General features: G+C 46.2%; 9 protein-coding genes. 7 read left to right on the forward strand and 2 right to left on the reverse strand.

What is annotated here, in order from left to right; genetic code table 11:
• The 7 genes from DXX93_RS19320 to DXX93_RS19355 all read left to right on the forward strand — a co-directional run bounded on the left by DXX93_RS19320 (position 1) and on the right by DXX93_RS19355 (position 11,634).
• The gene (locus DXX93_RS19320) at positions 1-903 is read left to right on the forward strand and encodes an HAD-IIB family hydrolase (RefSeq protein ID WP_258872721.1); all 903 of its coding nucleotides are present in this window, start codon (positions 1-3) and stop codon (positions 901-903) included.
• Positions 896-2,122 (forward strand): glycosyl transferase, encoded by a 1,227-nt coding sequence (locus DXX93_RS19325; RefSeq protein WP_116009539.1) that lies wholly within the window; start codon positions 896-898, stop codon positions 2,120-2,122. The genes DXX93_RS19320 and DXX93_RS19325 overlap by 8 nt, the downstream gene beginning before the upstream one ends.
• A 32-nt stretch (positions 2,123-2,154) precedes the next feature.
• Positions 2,155-3,918, forward strand: a complete 1,764-nt coding sequence (locus tag DXX93_RS19330) for a sugar phosphorylase (protein WP_258872722.1) — start codon at positions 2,155-2,157, stop codon at positions 3,916-3,918.
• A gap of 439 nt (positions 3,919-4,357) precedes the next feature.
• Entirely contained in the window at positions 4,358-5,245 is an 888-nt protein-coding gene (locus DXX93_RS19340; protein ID WP_116009541.1) for a nuclease, read from the forward strand.
• Between the two features lie 243 nt (positions 5,246-5,488).
• The gene (locus DXX93_RS19345) at positions 5,489-6,670 is read left to right on the forward strand and encodes an IS4 family transposase (protein WP_116006317.1); all 1,182 of its coding nucleotides are present in this window, start codon (positions 5,489-5,491) and stop codon (positions 6,668-6,670) included.
• Positions 6,671-7,294: 624 nt separating this feature from the next.
• Positions 7,295-10,924: a PKD domain-containing protein gene (locus tag DXX93_RS19350; RefSeq protein WP_116009542.1), complete on the forward strand. Its 3,630-nt coding sequence runs from the start codon at positions 7,295-7,297 to the stop codon at positions 10,922-10,924.
• A gap of 119 nt (positions 10,925-11,043) precedes the next feature.
• Positions 11,044-11,634: a PEP-CTERM sorting domain-containing protein gene (locus tag DXX93_RS19355; protein ID WP_116009543.1), complete on the forward strand. Its 591-nt coding sequence runs from the start codon at positions 11,044-11,046 to the stop codon at positions 11,632-11,634.
• Between the two features lie 13 nt (positions 11,635-11,647).
• Here DXX93_RS19355 and DXX93_RS19360 read toward each other — a convergent pair whose 3' ends face one another.
• Together DXX93_RS19360 and DXX93_RS19365 are read right to left on the reverse strand one after the other, a co-directional pair.
• Positions 11,648-13,768 carry a tetratricopeptide repeat protein gene (locus DXX93_RS19360; RefSeq protein WP_116009544.1) on the reverse strand — a complete coding sequence of 707 codons (2,121 nt, stop codon included), beginning with the start codon at positions 13,766-13,768 and terminating at the stop codon, positions 11,648-11,650.
• Between the two features lie 351 nt (positions 13,769-14,119).
• Positions 14,120-14,902: a PEP-CTERM sorting domain-containing protein gene (locus tag DXX93_RS19365; protein ID WP_116009545.1), complete on the reverse strand. Its 783-nt coding sequence runs from the start codon at positions 14,900-14,902 to the stop codon at positions 14,120-14,122.
• Positions 14,903-15,475: the final 573 nt, after the last annotated feature.

Consider the following 15,475-nt stretch of genomic DNA (forward strand, 5'->3'; position numbering starts at 1 on the left):
ATGGCTACAGCACCATTTTCATCACTGCCTTGTTCGTGGCCGATGATTTTTACCGACTTAGACGGCACATTACTCGATCATCACGATTACAGCTTTAGCGCCGCTGTCCCTATGCTCGAAAAGCTCAAAAGACACCAAATTCCGGTCATTGCCACGACCAGTAAAACGGTGCAAGAAGTCATCCATTTATACGAAGCGATGGCCATTAACGGCCCGTTTATTGTTGAAAACGGTGCCGCGGTTTACATCCCTCAACAGCTGTTTACCAAACAACCCGAAGGTTGTGAGGTGCAGTCAAATTTTTGGGTAAAAACCTTTAGTTCACCGCGCGCCAATTACATCGACATAGCGCAAAAACTAAAAACAACATTTGGCGACAGCTATACCCATTTTGCCGCTATGACCATCGACGAAATTGCTGATGTCACGGGCCTAAGCCTCGCTGACGCACAACTGGCAAACCAACGTCAATACGGTGAACCTGTGCTTTGGCGGGGCAGCGAAGTAGACAAGCGCGCATTTATTGAGGCTGCCAAAGCGCTGGGCGCGAACATTTTACAAGGTGGTCGTTTTATTCATTTATGCGACAACTGCGACAAGGGCAAAGCCATGAACTGGCTCGCGGGCGAGTATCAACATCAATTACAGCTCGCTAATGTCAACGTTATCGCACTTGGCGACAGTGGCAACGATATCGCGATGCTAGAAACAGCCGATATTGCCGTACAAATCAAGTCGCCCACCCATAGCTATCCGCCGTTAGATAACAGCAAAGCTAATTTTATCTATCAAACCCAAGGCTATGGCCCCATCGGTTGGAGCGAGGCGCTTAACTTTGTTATCGATTTTACTGCGCTTTCAAACCAACTATCACTACCGAACGGAGAACTTTCTCATGGCTGATTTTTACCAAAACGGCAGTGTTACTACGCTGCACAACTTAGGCCAGCGCTCATACCAGGATATGGAAAAAGAGCTGATCAGCTTCAATAAAACAAGGCCATTGGGGTTGTTGTTGCCGTCGCTATTTTCCGAGCTAGAAGGCCCAGCGTTAGCGAAAATTATCGATAAAATTGCTCAGGTTCCCTATCTCTCAGAAGTGGTCATTGGCTTAGATCGCGCAGATGAAGCGCAATATCGCTACGCCTTAGAATTCTTTGGTAAACTGCCACAGCACCACCGCGTGTTGTGGAATGACGGCCCAAGATTAAAAGCGATAGACGCTAAATTGCAAGCACTTGGCCTAGCGCCAACAGAATTGGGTAAAGGCCGCAATGTCTGGTACTGCATGGGCTATATTCTCGCTTCAAATCGCGCAGAATCAGTGGCATTGCACGACTGCGACATTTTAACTTACGAAAAAGATTTACTGGCTCGCCTACTCTATCCTGTTGCCCACCCACAATTTAATTACGAATTTAGTAAAGGTTTCTACGCGCGAGTAGCAGACGGTAAAATCAATGGCCGCGTATCGCGTTTATTGGTGACACCGCTGATCCGAGCCTTAAAACGCGTCGTTGGCCCGAACGAATATCTCGATTATATGGATTGCTTTCGCTACCCACTGGCGGGTGAATTTTCTTTCCGTCGCGATGTCCTTAATGATTTGCGCATTCCCAGTGACTGGGGGCTTGAAATTGGTGTACTCAGTGAAATGCACCGCAATTACGCCACCAACCGTATCTGCCAAGTTGATATTGCCGACGTTTACGATCACAAGCATCAAGATTTATCGCTCGATAACGCCGAGGCAGGGTTATCGAAAATGTCGATCGACATTACCAAGGCTTTCTTCCGCAAGTTGGCGACCCAAGGACACACCTTTAGCACGGAAACCTTCCGTTCAATTAAAGCAACCTACTTTCGCATTGCCTTGGATTATGTTGAAACTTATCGCCACGACGCGCTAATGAACGGCTTGTCGCTGGATATTCACAACGAAGAAGCGGCGGTGGAAATGTTCGCCAAGAATATTATGAATGCTGGCCAAACCTTTTTAGAGAACCCGATGGAAACACCATTTATTCCAACTTGGAACCGAGTCATCAGTGCCGAGCCGACAATTTTGAGCGAGCTTAAAGAAGCGGTTGAGCAGGATAACGTGGAATTCAGTAAAAACTAAATCCAATTGATAAATCACGACTAGGAAACATAATGGCAGAGTGTGCAATGAACACGTTAGCGGTACTCAGCAATAAACTGATCCAACAATTAGCGGTTATTTATGCCGACATTGAGCTGACAATCCCGCTAGAATCTTTGGCGCAACGACTTATTGGTGAAATGCGTATCGATGAGCAATGCACACCGCCACCGCCGTTTTCCAACCATTGGTCAGAGCGTGATGTTGTCATGATCACCTATGGCGACTCTTTACTGCGTGACAATGAAAAACCCTTATTAACCTTGCAGCACTTTGCCGACAATTACCTACAAGATCACATCAATAGCATCCATATTCTGCCGTTTTTCCCGTATAGCTCTGATGATGGCTTCTCCGTTATCGACTACTCGTCGGTCAACGAATCGCTCGGCGATTGGCAAGATATCAAAGCCATTGCCACGAAAAAGCGTTTAATGTCTGATTTAGTGATCAACCACTGCTCTTCGCGCAGTTTGTGGTTCGACAACTTTATTAAAGGCGCTGGCCAAGGCCACGACTACTTTTTTACCGCCTCACCTCAAAACGATTTAAGCCAAGTTGTGCGGCCGCGTACTTCGCCATTGCTGAGAGCCACTGACACCGCGCATGGCGAGCAGTATGTCTGGTGCACTTTTAGCCATGATCAAGTGGATCTAGACTTTCGAAACCCCGAAGTACTGAGCCAATTCGTGAAAATTATTCGCCAGTATTTGGATAACGGCGTGCGGATATTTCGCATGGACGCCGTTGCCTTTTTGTGGAAAGTGGTTGGCTCGTCGTCCATTAACCTGCCGCAAACTCATGAAGTCGTCAGATTACTGCGCACGCTAATTGAACACGCGCAGCCAGATGCGGTGATCATCACGGAAACCAATATTCCCAACACACAAAACCTGACGTATTTTGGCAATGCGAACGAAGCCCACTGCATTTATAATTTTTCACTACCGCCACTACTGATCAACTCCCTCATTACAGGTAACTGCCTGTATTTGAAGCGTTGGCTGATGAGTATGCCACCAGCACAAGATGGCACCACCTATTTTAACTTTATCGCCTCACACGACGGCATTGGCCTGCGGCCAGCGGAAGGCCTGCTTAGCGACCAAGAAATTTCGCTACTGATCAACACCATGAAGAATTTTGGTGGTGCCATTTCATGGCGTACCAGCGAATCTGGCGAGCAAAAAGCTTACGAGATGAATATTTCACTGTTTGACGCCCTACAAGGGACAGTAAATGGGCCAGATAAATGGGGCATGCAACGCTTTATTTGCGCCCACAGTATTATGCTCGGCCTTGAGGGAATTCCTGGCATTTATATTCACAGCTTACTGGGAACTCGCAACGACTACGAAAAGCTGAAAAACACCCATCACAACCGCTCGATCAATCGCCATCGCTGGGATTATCAACGCCTGGAAACACAGCTAGCAGATGACACCAGCCCTCATGCACAGGTGTTCAAGCACATGTTGACCTTGATTGACATTCGCACAGCACAAAAAGCCTTTCACCCCAATGCGACACAGTTTACTTTGCATTTGGGCTTAAATCTCTTTGGCTTTTGGCGTCAAAGCCAAGACCGACGACAAAGTATTTTTTGCATATCGAATATCACCGATGAGCCACTGGCATTGCCCATTGGCGAACTTAACCTCATTATCACGGAGCAATGGCAAGATTTAATTTCTGGTAAAGTGTTTGATGATCTTACTCAAGCAATCGAACTCGCTCCCTACCAAACCGTGTGGATAAGTAATAAAGTCAGTTAACTTCTGCTAATTTCTCCACTGTGCTAGGCAAGGTAAAGCAAGAGAGCGCAAAACAAGGATTTAATATGTCAGAACCGCAAGACTCGCCTCGCCAACTAGGCCCAGTACAATAAGCTAAAAACGCAGCGGCAATAAAAGCGTTAAGTGAGCGCTGGGCGGCTGGATTATCGGTATTTTTCACGGCAATTTTCGCCGCTTGGTTTAAACGATATTTGCAACACAATTTCGAAGTACTTCATAACCCATCAATATGGGGTGAACTCAGTTACTACGCCCTGTTAGGTATAGTGCTAATGGCCGTTTACCAGCTCTTTTATCGATTAGCGTCAACGCTCTTCGAAAGTTAGTTGGTAAGACAGTCAAGGTAAATGCTCAGTCGAACACTAATAAAAAGATACGCTATAGTTAATATCGCTATCACTGCATAGAGATATTCACGATGACTAAGCTTGAAATCCTCTGGTCGCCCAGTGGCACGAATTTACCGTCGCTAGGGGTTAAGTCACTTATCGATATTTCAGATGGCGATACCCCCAATATTCGCATGCCGATCCGCATGTTATCGATTGACACTCCGGAAGTAACAGCGAAATCACCTACTGGTGCCGCAAAAGTCGATGCCAAATTCAAACAACTCGCCACTTGGATAGCACAGGGAAAATCACCTGTTACTGCGAGCTTTGCCGACTATATCCTGCCTAAGTTAACGCAAGTTGCTGCGGGTACTTTACAATTCAACCAAGGCAAGTTAGCGAGTGCACACTACCAAGAGGTTATTAACAAGCGCCTAACTAAGCCTAATGGTAGTCAGCGTAAATTATACATCCGCAGCCCTGAACCACCATTTGATCACTTTGGCCGCTTACTTGCCTATGTCGCGCCAAGCTACAGCCCAAGCGAGCGCGCCGCCATGACACGACTTGAGCGGGCAACGTTTAATCTCGATATGCTCGCCAGTGGCTGGGCTGCGCCATTTGTGCTGTTTCCCAATATTCCCAATGAAGCGGATTTACCACTAGTTGTCGATATGTGCGAAAAAGCAATAAACCAAGGTTTGGGGCAATATCAAGAGCCGCTTTCGATGGCAGGGTATGAATATCGAATGTGTGAAAAGCTGTATCAAATCACCCGTCAGCTAGTCGCCGGTAAATCAATGTCTGAAAAGAAAAAGCTAAGTTGGCGATCACGTTATTGCGCAGATATGCGCAACCGACAACTCTACCTACCGGAGGGCTACTTTATAGTGCCGCCGCCTTATCGACTTTGGATTTGGCCAGATGACCTGCCAGCGGCAATCGGCGTTTTAAACTTAATCCCTCAATACTAGTTCGCTTTTGCGCACTTAAAACACATCATACCAATTGAATTAATTAATTGATCAATTCAGAGCGCTGTCAGCGGTGGGAGAACAAGCCAAATTTTTGTTGATATAGTTGTTCTACATCTCATCAATTTGGCGTAGTTATCGCGACGCTGCCACGCTCCCAAAGGGCTGAGGAATCCCCAAAAAGTGACAGGCATAACAATTTGTGATCTTATTGAATCGCCAAACACAATAAGGACAACTGCTATGCCTGTTAAATCACTATGCCACAACTACCTTAAAAATACCCTCTCTTCCTTCAATCGCGCACGCATGAAAACCTTAATGCTCAGTGCCGATGCGTTAATTGACTCGAATCGGTTAACTCTCACTGATATAGGTCGACACCTCGAAGGAAAAGCGTTCAGTAAAAACAAAATTAAACGAATCGACAGATTTTTAAACAATGACCACTTACAACGAGAGCTTATTGACATTTACCGTGCGCTTGCCAAGCCCGTTATAAGCCAATTGCCATACCTAGTCATTGCTGTCGACTGGAGTGGGTGCTGTGGCTCAAATTATCATTTGTTACGCGCTAGTTTATTGGTCGATGGTCGCTCAATGACGCTCTACAACATGGTTGTTGAAGAAAAGGATAAGGAAACCCGTACCACTCATCAATTGTTTCTCTCACGATTAAGTCACATATTGGCGGGGCATGCGAAAGTGTATATCACATCTGACGGCGGCTTTTTAACACCTTGGTATGCCGAAGTACTTGCCCACGGATGGGATTTTATTGGTCGACTGCGAGGTACAATGAAGTGCCAATTGAAACAGCAGCCAACGCAATGGCAAACCTTAGCGCAGTTAAGAAAGGACGCCAGTTGTACACCTAAAAATTTAGGGAGCGCAAGGTTAACGCAACACAGCAAAACGGGGTGCCAAGCGAGCCTGCACCTTTATCAAGGTGAGCACAGAGGCCGACGCGGGAAAAGCCGCTTTACTAAGGATGATAAAATGTACCGCAACCTTGCTCATGAACCTTGGCTCATCGCGACATCTGATGCCGAGCTAACAAGTCGCGAAGTAATCAATTTGTACGCTAAACGTATGCAAATAGAGCAAAACTTTAGAGATGACAAAAGTGAGCAGTATGGTTTTTCTTGGCGGTTTAGTCGAACGATGGGCATTAAACGGATGAGCATACTGTGCCTTATCGCTTGTGTAGCAAGCTTGGTACTCTGGCTTATTGGCTTTGAAGCAGAAAGAAGAAAATGGCACTTTAGGTTCCAAGCAAATACCGTGAGAAAGCGGCGCGTGCTTTCATTTCTGTCACTCGCCAAAAATATTGTCAAACAATGCCCTCACCAGTTAACAAAGAGGTTTATCAAAAGGAGTTGGTTAAATTTCATTAACGACTACAACAAGATAATCATTGTATGATAAATGGGGATCCCTCAGCCCAAAGGGCGAGTTTAAAAGGCTCATATGCTGCGTTATTAATTTTGACAAGGGAGCGACCATTCTCTGCAATTAATGCCTTGCCTCTAAGCCTTTTAATTCTCGCTGAATGATTAAGTAGTTATTTCAATTGGTATCAGTATTCATCCGTCAAAAGGCGACTGATAAAATTCGAATCACTTGTTGCTCAGCGATGCTTCAACCAAAGAGTACCTAATACAGTTTTAAATATCTTTGATAAAGCTTTGCGGATACTGGCGCGTGTTGCTCTGCTTCAGTTAGCTTCACTTAGTGTCAGTTAATTCCAATTGTCACAAATCTTAATCAACACGTCCTTTTCATATGCCACTTTTTGATGTGTCATTAAGTCAAACGATATTTCTTTATATGTACGCCTGACGAACTCTGAGGAAGCTCCTCCATACCAGAGATAAAGTGTTTGGCTAAGGCTAAGAAGTAAGGAAAAATCAATCATCAAGGAGTTGATAAGTTGTTCCCCTTGCAAAAGTGAATCGGGCTGCGCTCGCAGTATCGCGTAACCACTAGTTAAAACTGTTGCTCACTGCTAAAAAGCGACAAAACACGCGAAAAGTATAAGGAACCACTATGCGATCCCCACTGTTAAGATCAATCTATCGGTTATATTACAACCTTACAGAGCGAAAACTTCTGCCCAACCGCTCCACAACTAAAAATGACCGCACAGGCGCTAACAGGCGGCTACCAGCACTACTGTTAGCGCTATGTTGGTTCAGTAGTGGATTTACCGCCACAGCCAAGGCCGATGATCTGGTTAATGGCGGTTTTGTTAACGGCGAAATCTCGGTAGCCGGTGAGGTTGATAGCTTTACCTTTAATGCAACAAATGGTGATTTATTTACGCTCAATATTGCTGATTACAGTGGTGAAGCAAACTTCTCACCTCGCGTTCGGGTCAATGCCCCTGACGGCACTCAAATTTTGTCAGCCGTAGATACAGTAGCATTAACTTTTTCAAATATTCGAGCACCTCAAGCAGGCACCTATACCGTATTTGTGCAAGACGGCCTTGTTACAGCGAGGGATAATACGCTAAACGGCACAGGGAATTATCGAATCTATTTGGCCAACGCCCCGGTCAGCGAACACGGAGAGCTCATCAACGGTGGTTTTGTCGAGGAAGCCATTGGTGAAGTTGGGGATATTGATACGTGGAGTTTCGATGCGGAAGCTGGTGATATATTCACGTTAAACGCCGGAGATTATAGTAACGAAGTAAATTTCTCTCTGCTTATTCGTATTTACGCACCCGACGGGACACTGCTCAACTCTGAAGTCGATACCACAGCACTGACGCTATCCAATATCGTTGCACCGCAAACAGGTGCCTATACTGTGCTAGTGCAAGACTGGACGGTTACCGCAAGAGACAGTACCTTAGCTGGTACCGGTGACTATCGTATCTACTTTGCCAATATTCCTGTCAGCGAACACGGTGAACTCGTCAACGGTGGTTTTGTCGAGGAAGCTATTGGTGAAGTTGGGGATATCGATACGTGGAGCTTCGATGCGGAAGCTGGTGATATTTTTACCTTAACTGCCGCTGACTATAGTAATGATCCAAATTTCTCGTTACTTGTTCGTCTATACGCGCCTGACGGTACATTGCTCAACTCAGGAGTCAATACCACAGCACTGACGCTATCCAATATCGTTGCACCGCAAACAGGTACCTATACTGTGCTAGTGCAAGACTGGACGGTTACCGCAAGAGACAGTACCTTAGCGGGTACTGGTGACTATCGTATCTACTTTGCCAATATTCCTGTCAGCGAACACGGTGAACTCGTCAACGGTGGTTTTGTTGAAGAAGCCATTGGTGAAATTGGAGATATTGATACATGGAGCTTCGATGCGGAAGCTGGTGATATTTTTACCTTAACGGCCGCTGACTATAGCAATGATCAAAATTTCTCGTTACTTGTTCGTCTATACGCGCCAGATGGCACCCTGCTCAACTCTGAGGTCGATACCACGGCACTGACGCTATCCAATATCGTTGCACCGCAAGCAGGTACCTATACTGTACTAGTGCAGGACTGGACAGTTACCGCAAGAGACAGCACCTTAGCGGGTACCGGTGACTATCGAATCTACTTTGCCAATATTCCTGTCAGCGAGCACGGTGAACTCGTCAACGGTGGTTTTGTTGAAGAAGCCATTGGTGAAATTGGAGATATTGATACGTGGAGCTTCGATGCGGAAGCTGGTGATATTTTTACCTTAACGGCCGCTGACTATAGCAATGCTCAAAATTTCTCGTTACTTGTTCGTCTATACGCGCCAGATGGCACCCTGCTCAACTCTGAGGTCGATACCACGGCACTGACGCTATCCAATATCGTTGCACCGCAAGCAGGTACCTATACTGTGCTAGTGCAAGACTGGACAGTTACCGCAAGAGACAGTACCTTAGCGGGTACCGGTGACTATCGAATCTACTTTGCCAATATTCCTGTCAGCGAGCACGGTGAACTCGTCAACGGTGGTTTTGTTGAGGAGGCCATTGATGGCCTCGCTGATATTGATACGTGGAGTTTTGTCGCAAACCAAGGCGGTTCAGTATCTATTGAAGTTATAGATTTAAACCGCGAGACCGCTTTCTCACCACTCGTTCGCATATATTCACCTGACGGCATACAGCTCAATGGGGCAGCAAACGAAAATGTCGTTTCATTCACCGATATCCAAATACCTCAATCAGGAACATATACTGTTCTTGTTCAGGACTGGGTAATTACTGCCAGAGACAGCACATTTGCTGGCACTGGCGACTACCGAATCAACTTTAATTTAACGCCCGGTACGCAAACACTATTCGCTAATATTCAAGCGCCAATGCAAGTCTTTAGGAATGAAACCATTAATCTGGATGGCAGTAATTCATCAGATGCCGAGCCCGGTCCACAGGCACTTAGCTATAGCTGGACATTGATCTCTGTACCAAGTGCTAGCGCTCTGACTCAGGCCGACTTAGCCGATTCGAATGCAATAATGGCCAGTCTAGTCCCGGATGTACTTGGCAATTACACCTTTGAGCTCACAGTACTTGATGGTGAATTCACCGATACGGTAACGGCAACGGTTAGCGTGGTCAATAATCCCCCAGTCGCCAATGCTGGCGACAACCAAACCGTTGCGGTCGGTGATACTGTCACTCTCGACGGCTCAGCCTCAAGCGATCCGGAAGGCGACTTAATCACTTACCAATGGCAAATAGTCAATGTGCCCGATGGCAGCAGCCTCACACAACTCAACGACCCAACCACGCCAATGCCCAGCTTTGTTGGTGATGTCGTTGGCCGCTATGAGTTTGCGCTAGTGGTCAATGACGGCGAGGACGATAGTCCGGCTGATATTGTGCAGGTAGAGGTACTACAAGGCAATTTGCCACCACAAGCGGAGATTGCTCTAGCCAGCGACGAAGTACAGGTCGGCAGTCAGGTGACGTTAGATGGTCGCAATAGTAATGATCCTGACAACGGCCCGTCACCTCTGACTTATCAGTGGTCATTTATGTCGGTGCCTGATGGCAGTGGCTTAACCGATGCCGATATCGCTGAGCCGATGGCAGCATTAACCAGCTTTGTGCCCGATGTGGAAGGCGTTTATAGCGTCGAGTTGCGGGTCGAAGATGGTGATTTGGCAGACGCGACGATGGCAGAGATCACCGCCACGCCTCAGCCTGTCAATATACCGCCCATCGCCGATGCGGGCAGTAACTTGGAAATTACGCTTGGCGACACCGCCATGCTCGATGGTAGTGGTAGTAACGACCCAGATAATGCCCCTGCACCACTAACGTATAGCTGGACACTTGAGTCGATTCCGCAAGCAAGTCAAATTAGCGCGAGTGACCTGCTTGGCGCTAGCACGGCCAATCCAAGCTTTACGCCAGATGCCATTGGTAGTTATGTCGTGCAACTTACCGTCACAGATGGCGAACCGGACGTCAGTGCAACTGATACCGTGACAGTACTGGTTACCGAACAAGCGCCATTGATGTGTGACATGAATAACGATGCCATGGTTGATCGCCTAGATATTGGGCAGATCATGGGGCGCCGAAATACCCCTGCCAATGGCGCGAACGATCCAGCCGATTGGAACCGTGATGGCACCATTAACGTGCTCGATGCGCGCGGCTGTGTATTGCAATGTTCACTGCCACGCTGTGCGATAAATCAACCTCAATAACCGACAACAACGAGAACGCCAGTGTGGTCATACTGGCGTTCAGCCACTAAACCATAACATGGTATCAGCACAATCAGGAGATCAACGCTGGTGCGTAAACAACAAGAAGGAGAGCAGTAATGAAAGTTAACAGAGCAGGTTACTGGGCGTTGTTTTGTATGCTTTTCTGTTTGAGTACAACACTTAAAGCGACCCCGATATTGTCGTTCAATAACAGCGGCAGTGATATTATCGAAACAGTAACGTTGGGCGATAGCGTCAATTTAGACTTGTGGATTTCAGGTTTAGATGCAGACAATCTGGGCGGTTTTGATATCAATATGGGCTTTGACAACAGCATATTAAGCTTAACCAATGCGGTCTTAGACCCGCTGCTGACTGAGTTTGATTTTTTATCAATATCGCCTAGTGCTGCTAACGTCGAACTCAGTGGCGTATCATTGTTTGGTGATTTGTCAGCGCAGGCCGATGCGTTTCGCTTAGCCAGTTTCTCATTTGATACTGCGGCCATTGGCAGTGGCATTATTGAGATTAGCAGTGCGCTATTGTCAGATGAGTTGGCTTTACCCCTAGCGTTTGACAACTTTACTGCCACCATTAATGTCAATGATTTAGTGACTACACCGCCGAGCATTCCTGAGCCAACCACTTGGTTATTGCTGATAGCAGGGCTTGGGCTAGCAGGTCGCAATGCCCTGCTAAGGGCTTAAACTGGCACAGCGCTCAAAGCTGGTCGAGTTGGCGCAAGTCTGGCGATGCAACATAGCCAGGGCAACTAGCGCCCAGTTGATCGCGCAAGCGTTTGGCTTGCGCAATATCACCTAACATGCGCCAAGTATTGGCCATGTAAAATAGCGACACAGGATCGCCCACTTGTTGATATTGGTGTGCCTGCTGTTCAAGTGTTGCTAAAAAATTGGCGGAATAGGCGGTTGGCTCTAACTCGGCATGCAACAGGTAAAGCGCAAGACGCGCCGTTTGATGCTGTATAGTGTCCTCGCCTTTGGCGATCTCTTGCTCTAAGGTCAGCAAAGCTTGGCGATACGCCGCAATAGACTCGGCAGTTTGCCCCAGCATGCGATGGGCATCGCCGATATTTGCCCAAACTTGGTAAAGGTGATCTGCGCCATCGCGCTTGAGCGCGGTAAGCTGTGGCTGATAAATGGCAAGTGCTTTCTCATAATCCCCTAAGTAGTGATGCAAAGTTGCAATATTAGAGAGCAAAGTCTGCTCATTCGGGCTGTAGTTAAGTGCTTGTTGATAATGAGTGCGCGCCGCTGCCAAGTTGCCAAGGCAAAACTCCAGTGTCCCTAAATTACTATGGGTTTGGTAACTGGGATAAAGCTGATTCGCCTGTTTAAATTGCACGACCGCTAGCTGCTGCTTACCGGCAAAATAATAGAGTCTGGCAAGGGTAAACGGCACTTTCCAATTGTCTTGCTCTATGGTTGCCGCGCGCTCAAGCTCACGTTCGATCTCAGTAAAAAGTTGCGGTTCTCGGCTTTTTAAATAAACGCGCATTTGCATTTCCGCCTTTGCACGTATGGCGTCAATATGATCAGGCGCTATTGCCAATGCGCGCTCTATTTGCTGCAAAGCCTGTTTGAGTTCGCCCTTGCTGCGGCTCAGGTATGCATTTGCAGTTACCGTACTCACTTGATCGGGTGCTAGCTTTTCAGCCGTTTGGCAGTGAAGTTCAGCTTCGGTCAGTTTCGCCTGATCGCCAGATAGCTTGCTGTACTCCACTAAAGAGGCACACAGGTCGGCATGCCCTTTGGCAAAATCAGGCGCTAAACGCGCCACACTTTGCAGCTCGGTCAAGGTTTTGAGTAAGACATGGGTAGAGCGGTCTTGTTGCATATAAGTTTTTGCATTCAAGTAGCGAAGTAGTATCGCGCCTGACGGAAATACGGGAGGTGAGGTTTGTTGCATATATGCCTCAAACCAAGCGGCTATCTGTTGTTTAAGGTATTGATTGGACGCTGATTTAACAAACGTCTCTGCCCATACTTGTCGGGTTGTCTCTAGTTCAGAAACAAAGATTTGTAGCAAGATATGGCGCCCTATTTGTTTGACTTTACCACTGAACACTAAATCGGATTGTTGCTGACTGATCAAGTCTAATGGACTAGCCGTGCTCTGATACAGGGAACTGGCACTTACCCAATGGGAAGCTTCATTGAGTACTTGGTGGAGCATGTTGCTGATATCAGCCCCACGTGGCCCTTCAAACGGCAGAACAACAAGTACCTTGTTACTAAAATCAATAGCGGGAGATTTAACGGGGAGTGTTTCTTCCACACGGTAAATTGTGTGATAAAGGTAGGAAGCAACTAAAATGACAGCGACAAAGCACAGCACAACCCACCCCTTAATGGCTTTTCCTTGGAGATTGTCACCCTGCTGTGCTATCGCTTCCTGTGTATGAGGGAATTTATCTGTTGCAGAAAATATTGGCGGCTTATTGGTCGCCATGTGCCCAATATTTTCTCTTTCATCTGCGGTGCTGGCTGATGTCTTTTTCGTATTAAAATCTTGGCTGGCATTGCTTGAGATAAGTGCTTTTTCACTTGAGTCTAAATATAAATTCCACGCTTCGACATCAAGCACTCGAGCAACTCGTTCAATACTTACAGGATCAACGGCTTCACTTCGAAACACTCGCCCAACAAGTGTTCTGGGCGGTTTGGCCAATCCTTCTTGTTGGCGAATGGCTTCGGCAACTTCAGCCTGTGACTTTAAGCCCTTGGCATTTAATGCAGCGCGCAGTTTTAATGGGGAAGCCTTAACACCTCTGGCACGATTTTTATTGTGAGACCCAGTGTCAGCGTCTTGGCCACTCATGATATTCCTCCTTGAAAAAACAAGTCATTAGAATTCAAAGAATAGTAAAGTAAACGACGGTTGCCACTAAACAATCGACACCATTGACCATAACGCTATTGTTTTATATCGGTTTTGGGATTGAAGTAAGGATTATCAGCGATAAATCGCCCACAGTGATGATGATCAAACCAAGGAAGGACAAATGGCTAGGTGAGCTGACACACTCCAAGCACGACAACCTAAAGTGTAAATTTTTTTGACACTTTAATAAGTCAAAGATAACAGCAAACAAGTGCGCAGTATACTTGTACGAAAAAGCCGAGTATGTGCAGATACTCGGCTTTACTTTTATCAAACGAGTTTGTTTATCTAGCGCGCTTTGCGTTTACGCATAATCCCTAAGGCTACCAATGCGCCTGCCAATAGGCTTAGTGGCGCAGGCTCAGGTACATCTACCGGCGCATTTCTGACGAGTAAGTTGGCAACACGAAAGTGCTCTTCATTAGTGGTACTCGTAAACGCACCGCTTTGCAAACCAAATTCAGCACCATATTTTTCAGCAATAAAGCCGATGCCAGTATGTTGGTTAGGGTCAAATAAAGAACTGGACTCTCGGTTTGTTACAAAATTATAGCTACTGCCAAAATTAATAACGTGCGAGACATGAGCCTCGGCCGCAACCTCAATTAAGCCCTGACAAGTACGCCCCTCATTCGCACTACACTCAAATGTGTCGCCATAGTTAAACCAAGCGCGTTGAGCAAAATTAAATTCATCACGCGTGTAATCAATCATGCCAAAGTTATCGGCAAACCAATCTGCTCCTTGATAATTACTCACACTCCAGCCATCTCTTAAATTTGCCGATAGTGAGTTCAGTAAGGTATTGGTTTCTTGGCGAGTCGCATAGCGCCAGTCATCTGCCTGCCACGTTGTGCCAGCCTTGTCTGTCCACACCTGATTTTCAATATCTAAACGTGCTAAACCAAAAGTACTGTCAAGAGATAACCACTCTAAGCCCTGTAAATCGACTTGCTGGGTTTGACCAAAACCATTTTGGAATTCATGTGTGCCAGAAATAAGTCCAGCGTTTGCCGTTGTTGCAATAGTAGAAAAAACAATGGGAAGCGCTAACTTAGTAAATTTATTCATAAGGAAATCCTACCTTAACTGCTTATTTAATTATCCATAGTTGTTAGAAGTTCAATTAAATGCGGGATTATCGGCATAGCAATACTAGGAGGGGCTGTCATAGACCACAACGCACAATACTACTTTCTTTGTTCGCACTTAATTACGCTTTTCGCTGCTTTTAGTTAGCACTTTTAATTAGAATTGACGCTAAAAGCAGTGTTTTGACCCTAAGCAATTTTAATGCCGCCGACATAAGCGATTGAATATTAACAATTAAATTTTTAGGCGATTTTCAAAGTGTTAAAAAACGTGACAGCTCCTGTATAAAATACAATCACTTACAGTGAGATTAATCATTCAATACGGTAAAAACTTAACATCGCACTGTGAGCCAACAGCAAAAAACGCGAGCAGCGAAAACATATTATACCAATTGAAATAACTACTTATACCAATTGAAATAAATACTTAATCATTCAGCGAGAATTAAAAGGCTTAGAGGCAAGGCATTGATTGCAGAGAATGGTCGCTTCCTTGTCAAAATCAATAACGCCGCATATGAGCCTTTTAAACTCGCCCTTTGGGCTGAGG

This window comes from Thalassotalea euphylliae, from assembly GCF_003390335.1.
GTDB lineage: Bacteria > Pseudomonadota > Gammaproteobacteria > Enterobacterales > Alteromonadaceae > Thalassotalea_F > Thalassotalea_F euphylliae_B.

Excerpts from the sequence above, each read along its gene's own strand:
- DXX93_RS19320 (WP_258872721.1), top strand. The coding sequence starts at position 1 with ATGGCTACAGCACCATTTTCATCACTGCCTTGTTCGTGGCCGATGATT.
- DXX93_RS19345 (WP_116006317.1), top strand. The coding sequence starts at position 5,489 with ATGCCTGTTAAATCACTATGCCACAACTACCTTAAAAATACCCTCTCT.
- DXX93_RS19325 (WP_116009539.1), top strand. The coding sequence starts at position 896 with ATGGCTGATTTTTACCAAAACGGCAGTGTTACTACGCTGCACAACTTA.
- DXX93_RS19350 (WP_116009542.1), top strand. The coding sequence starts at position 7,295 with ATGCGATCCCCACTGTTAAGATCAATCTATCGGTTATATTACAACCTT.
- DXX93_RS19355 (WP_116009543.1), top strand. The coding sequence starts at position 11,044 with ATGAAAGTTAACAGAGCAGGTTACTGGGCGTTGTTTTGTATGCTTTTC.
- DXX93_RS19365 (WP_116009545.1), bottom strand. The coding sequence starts at position 14,902 with ATGAATAAATTTACTAAGTTAGCGCTTCCCATTGTTTTTTCTACTATT.
- DXX93_RS19330 (WP_258872722.1), top strand. The coding sequence starts at position 2,155 with ATGGCAGAGTGTGCAATGAACACGTTAGCGGTACTCAGCAATAAACTG.
- DXX93_RS19360 (WP_116009544.1), bottom strand. The coding sequence starts at position 13,768 with ATGAGTGGCCAAGACGCTGACACTGGGTCTCACAATAAAAATCGTGCC.
- DXX93_RS19340 (WP_116009541.1), top strand. The coding sequence starts at position 4,358 with ATGACTAAGCTTGAAATCCTCTGGTCGCCCAGTGGCACGAATTTACCG.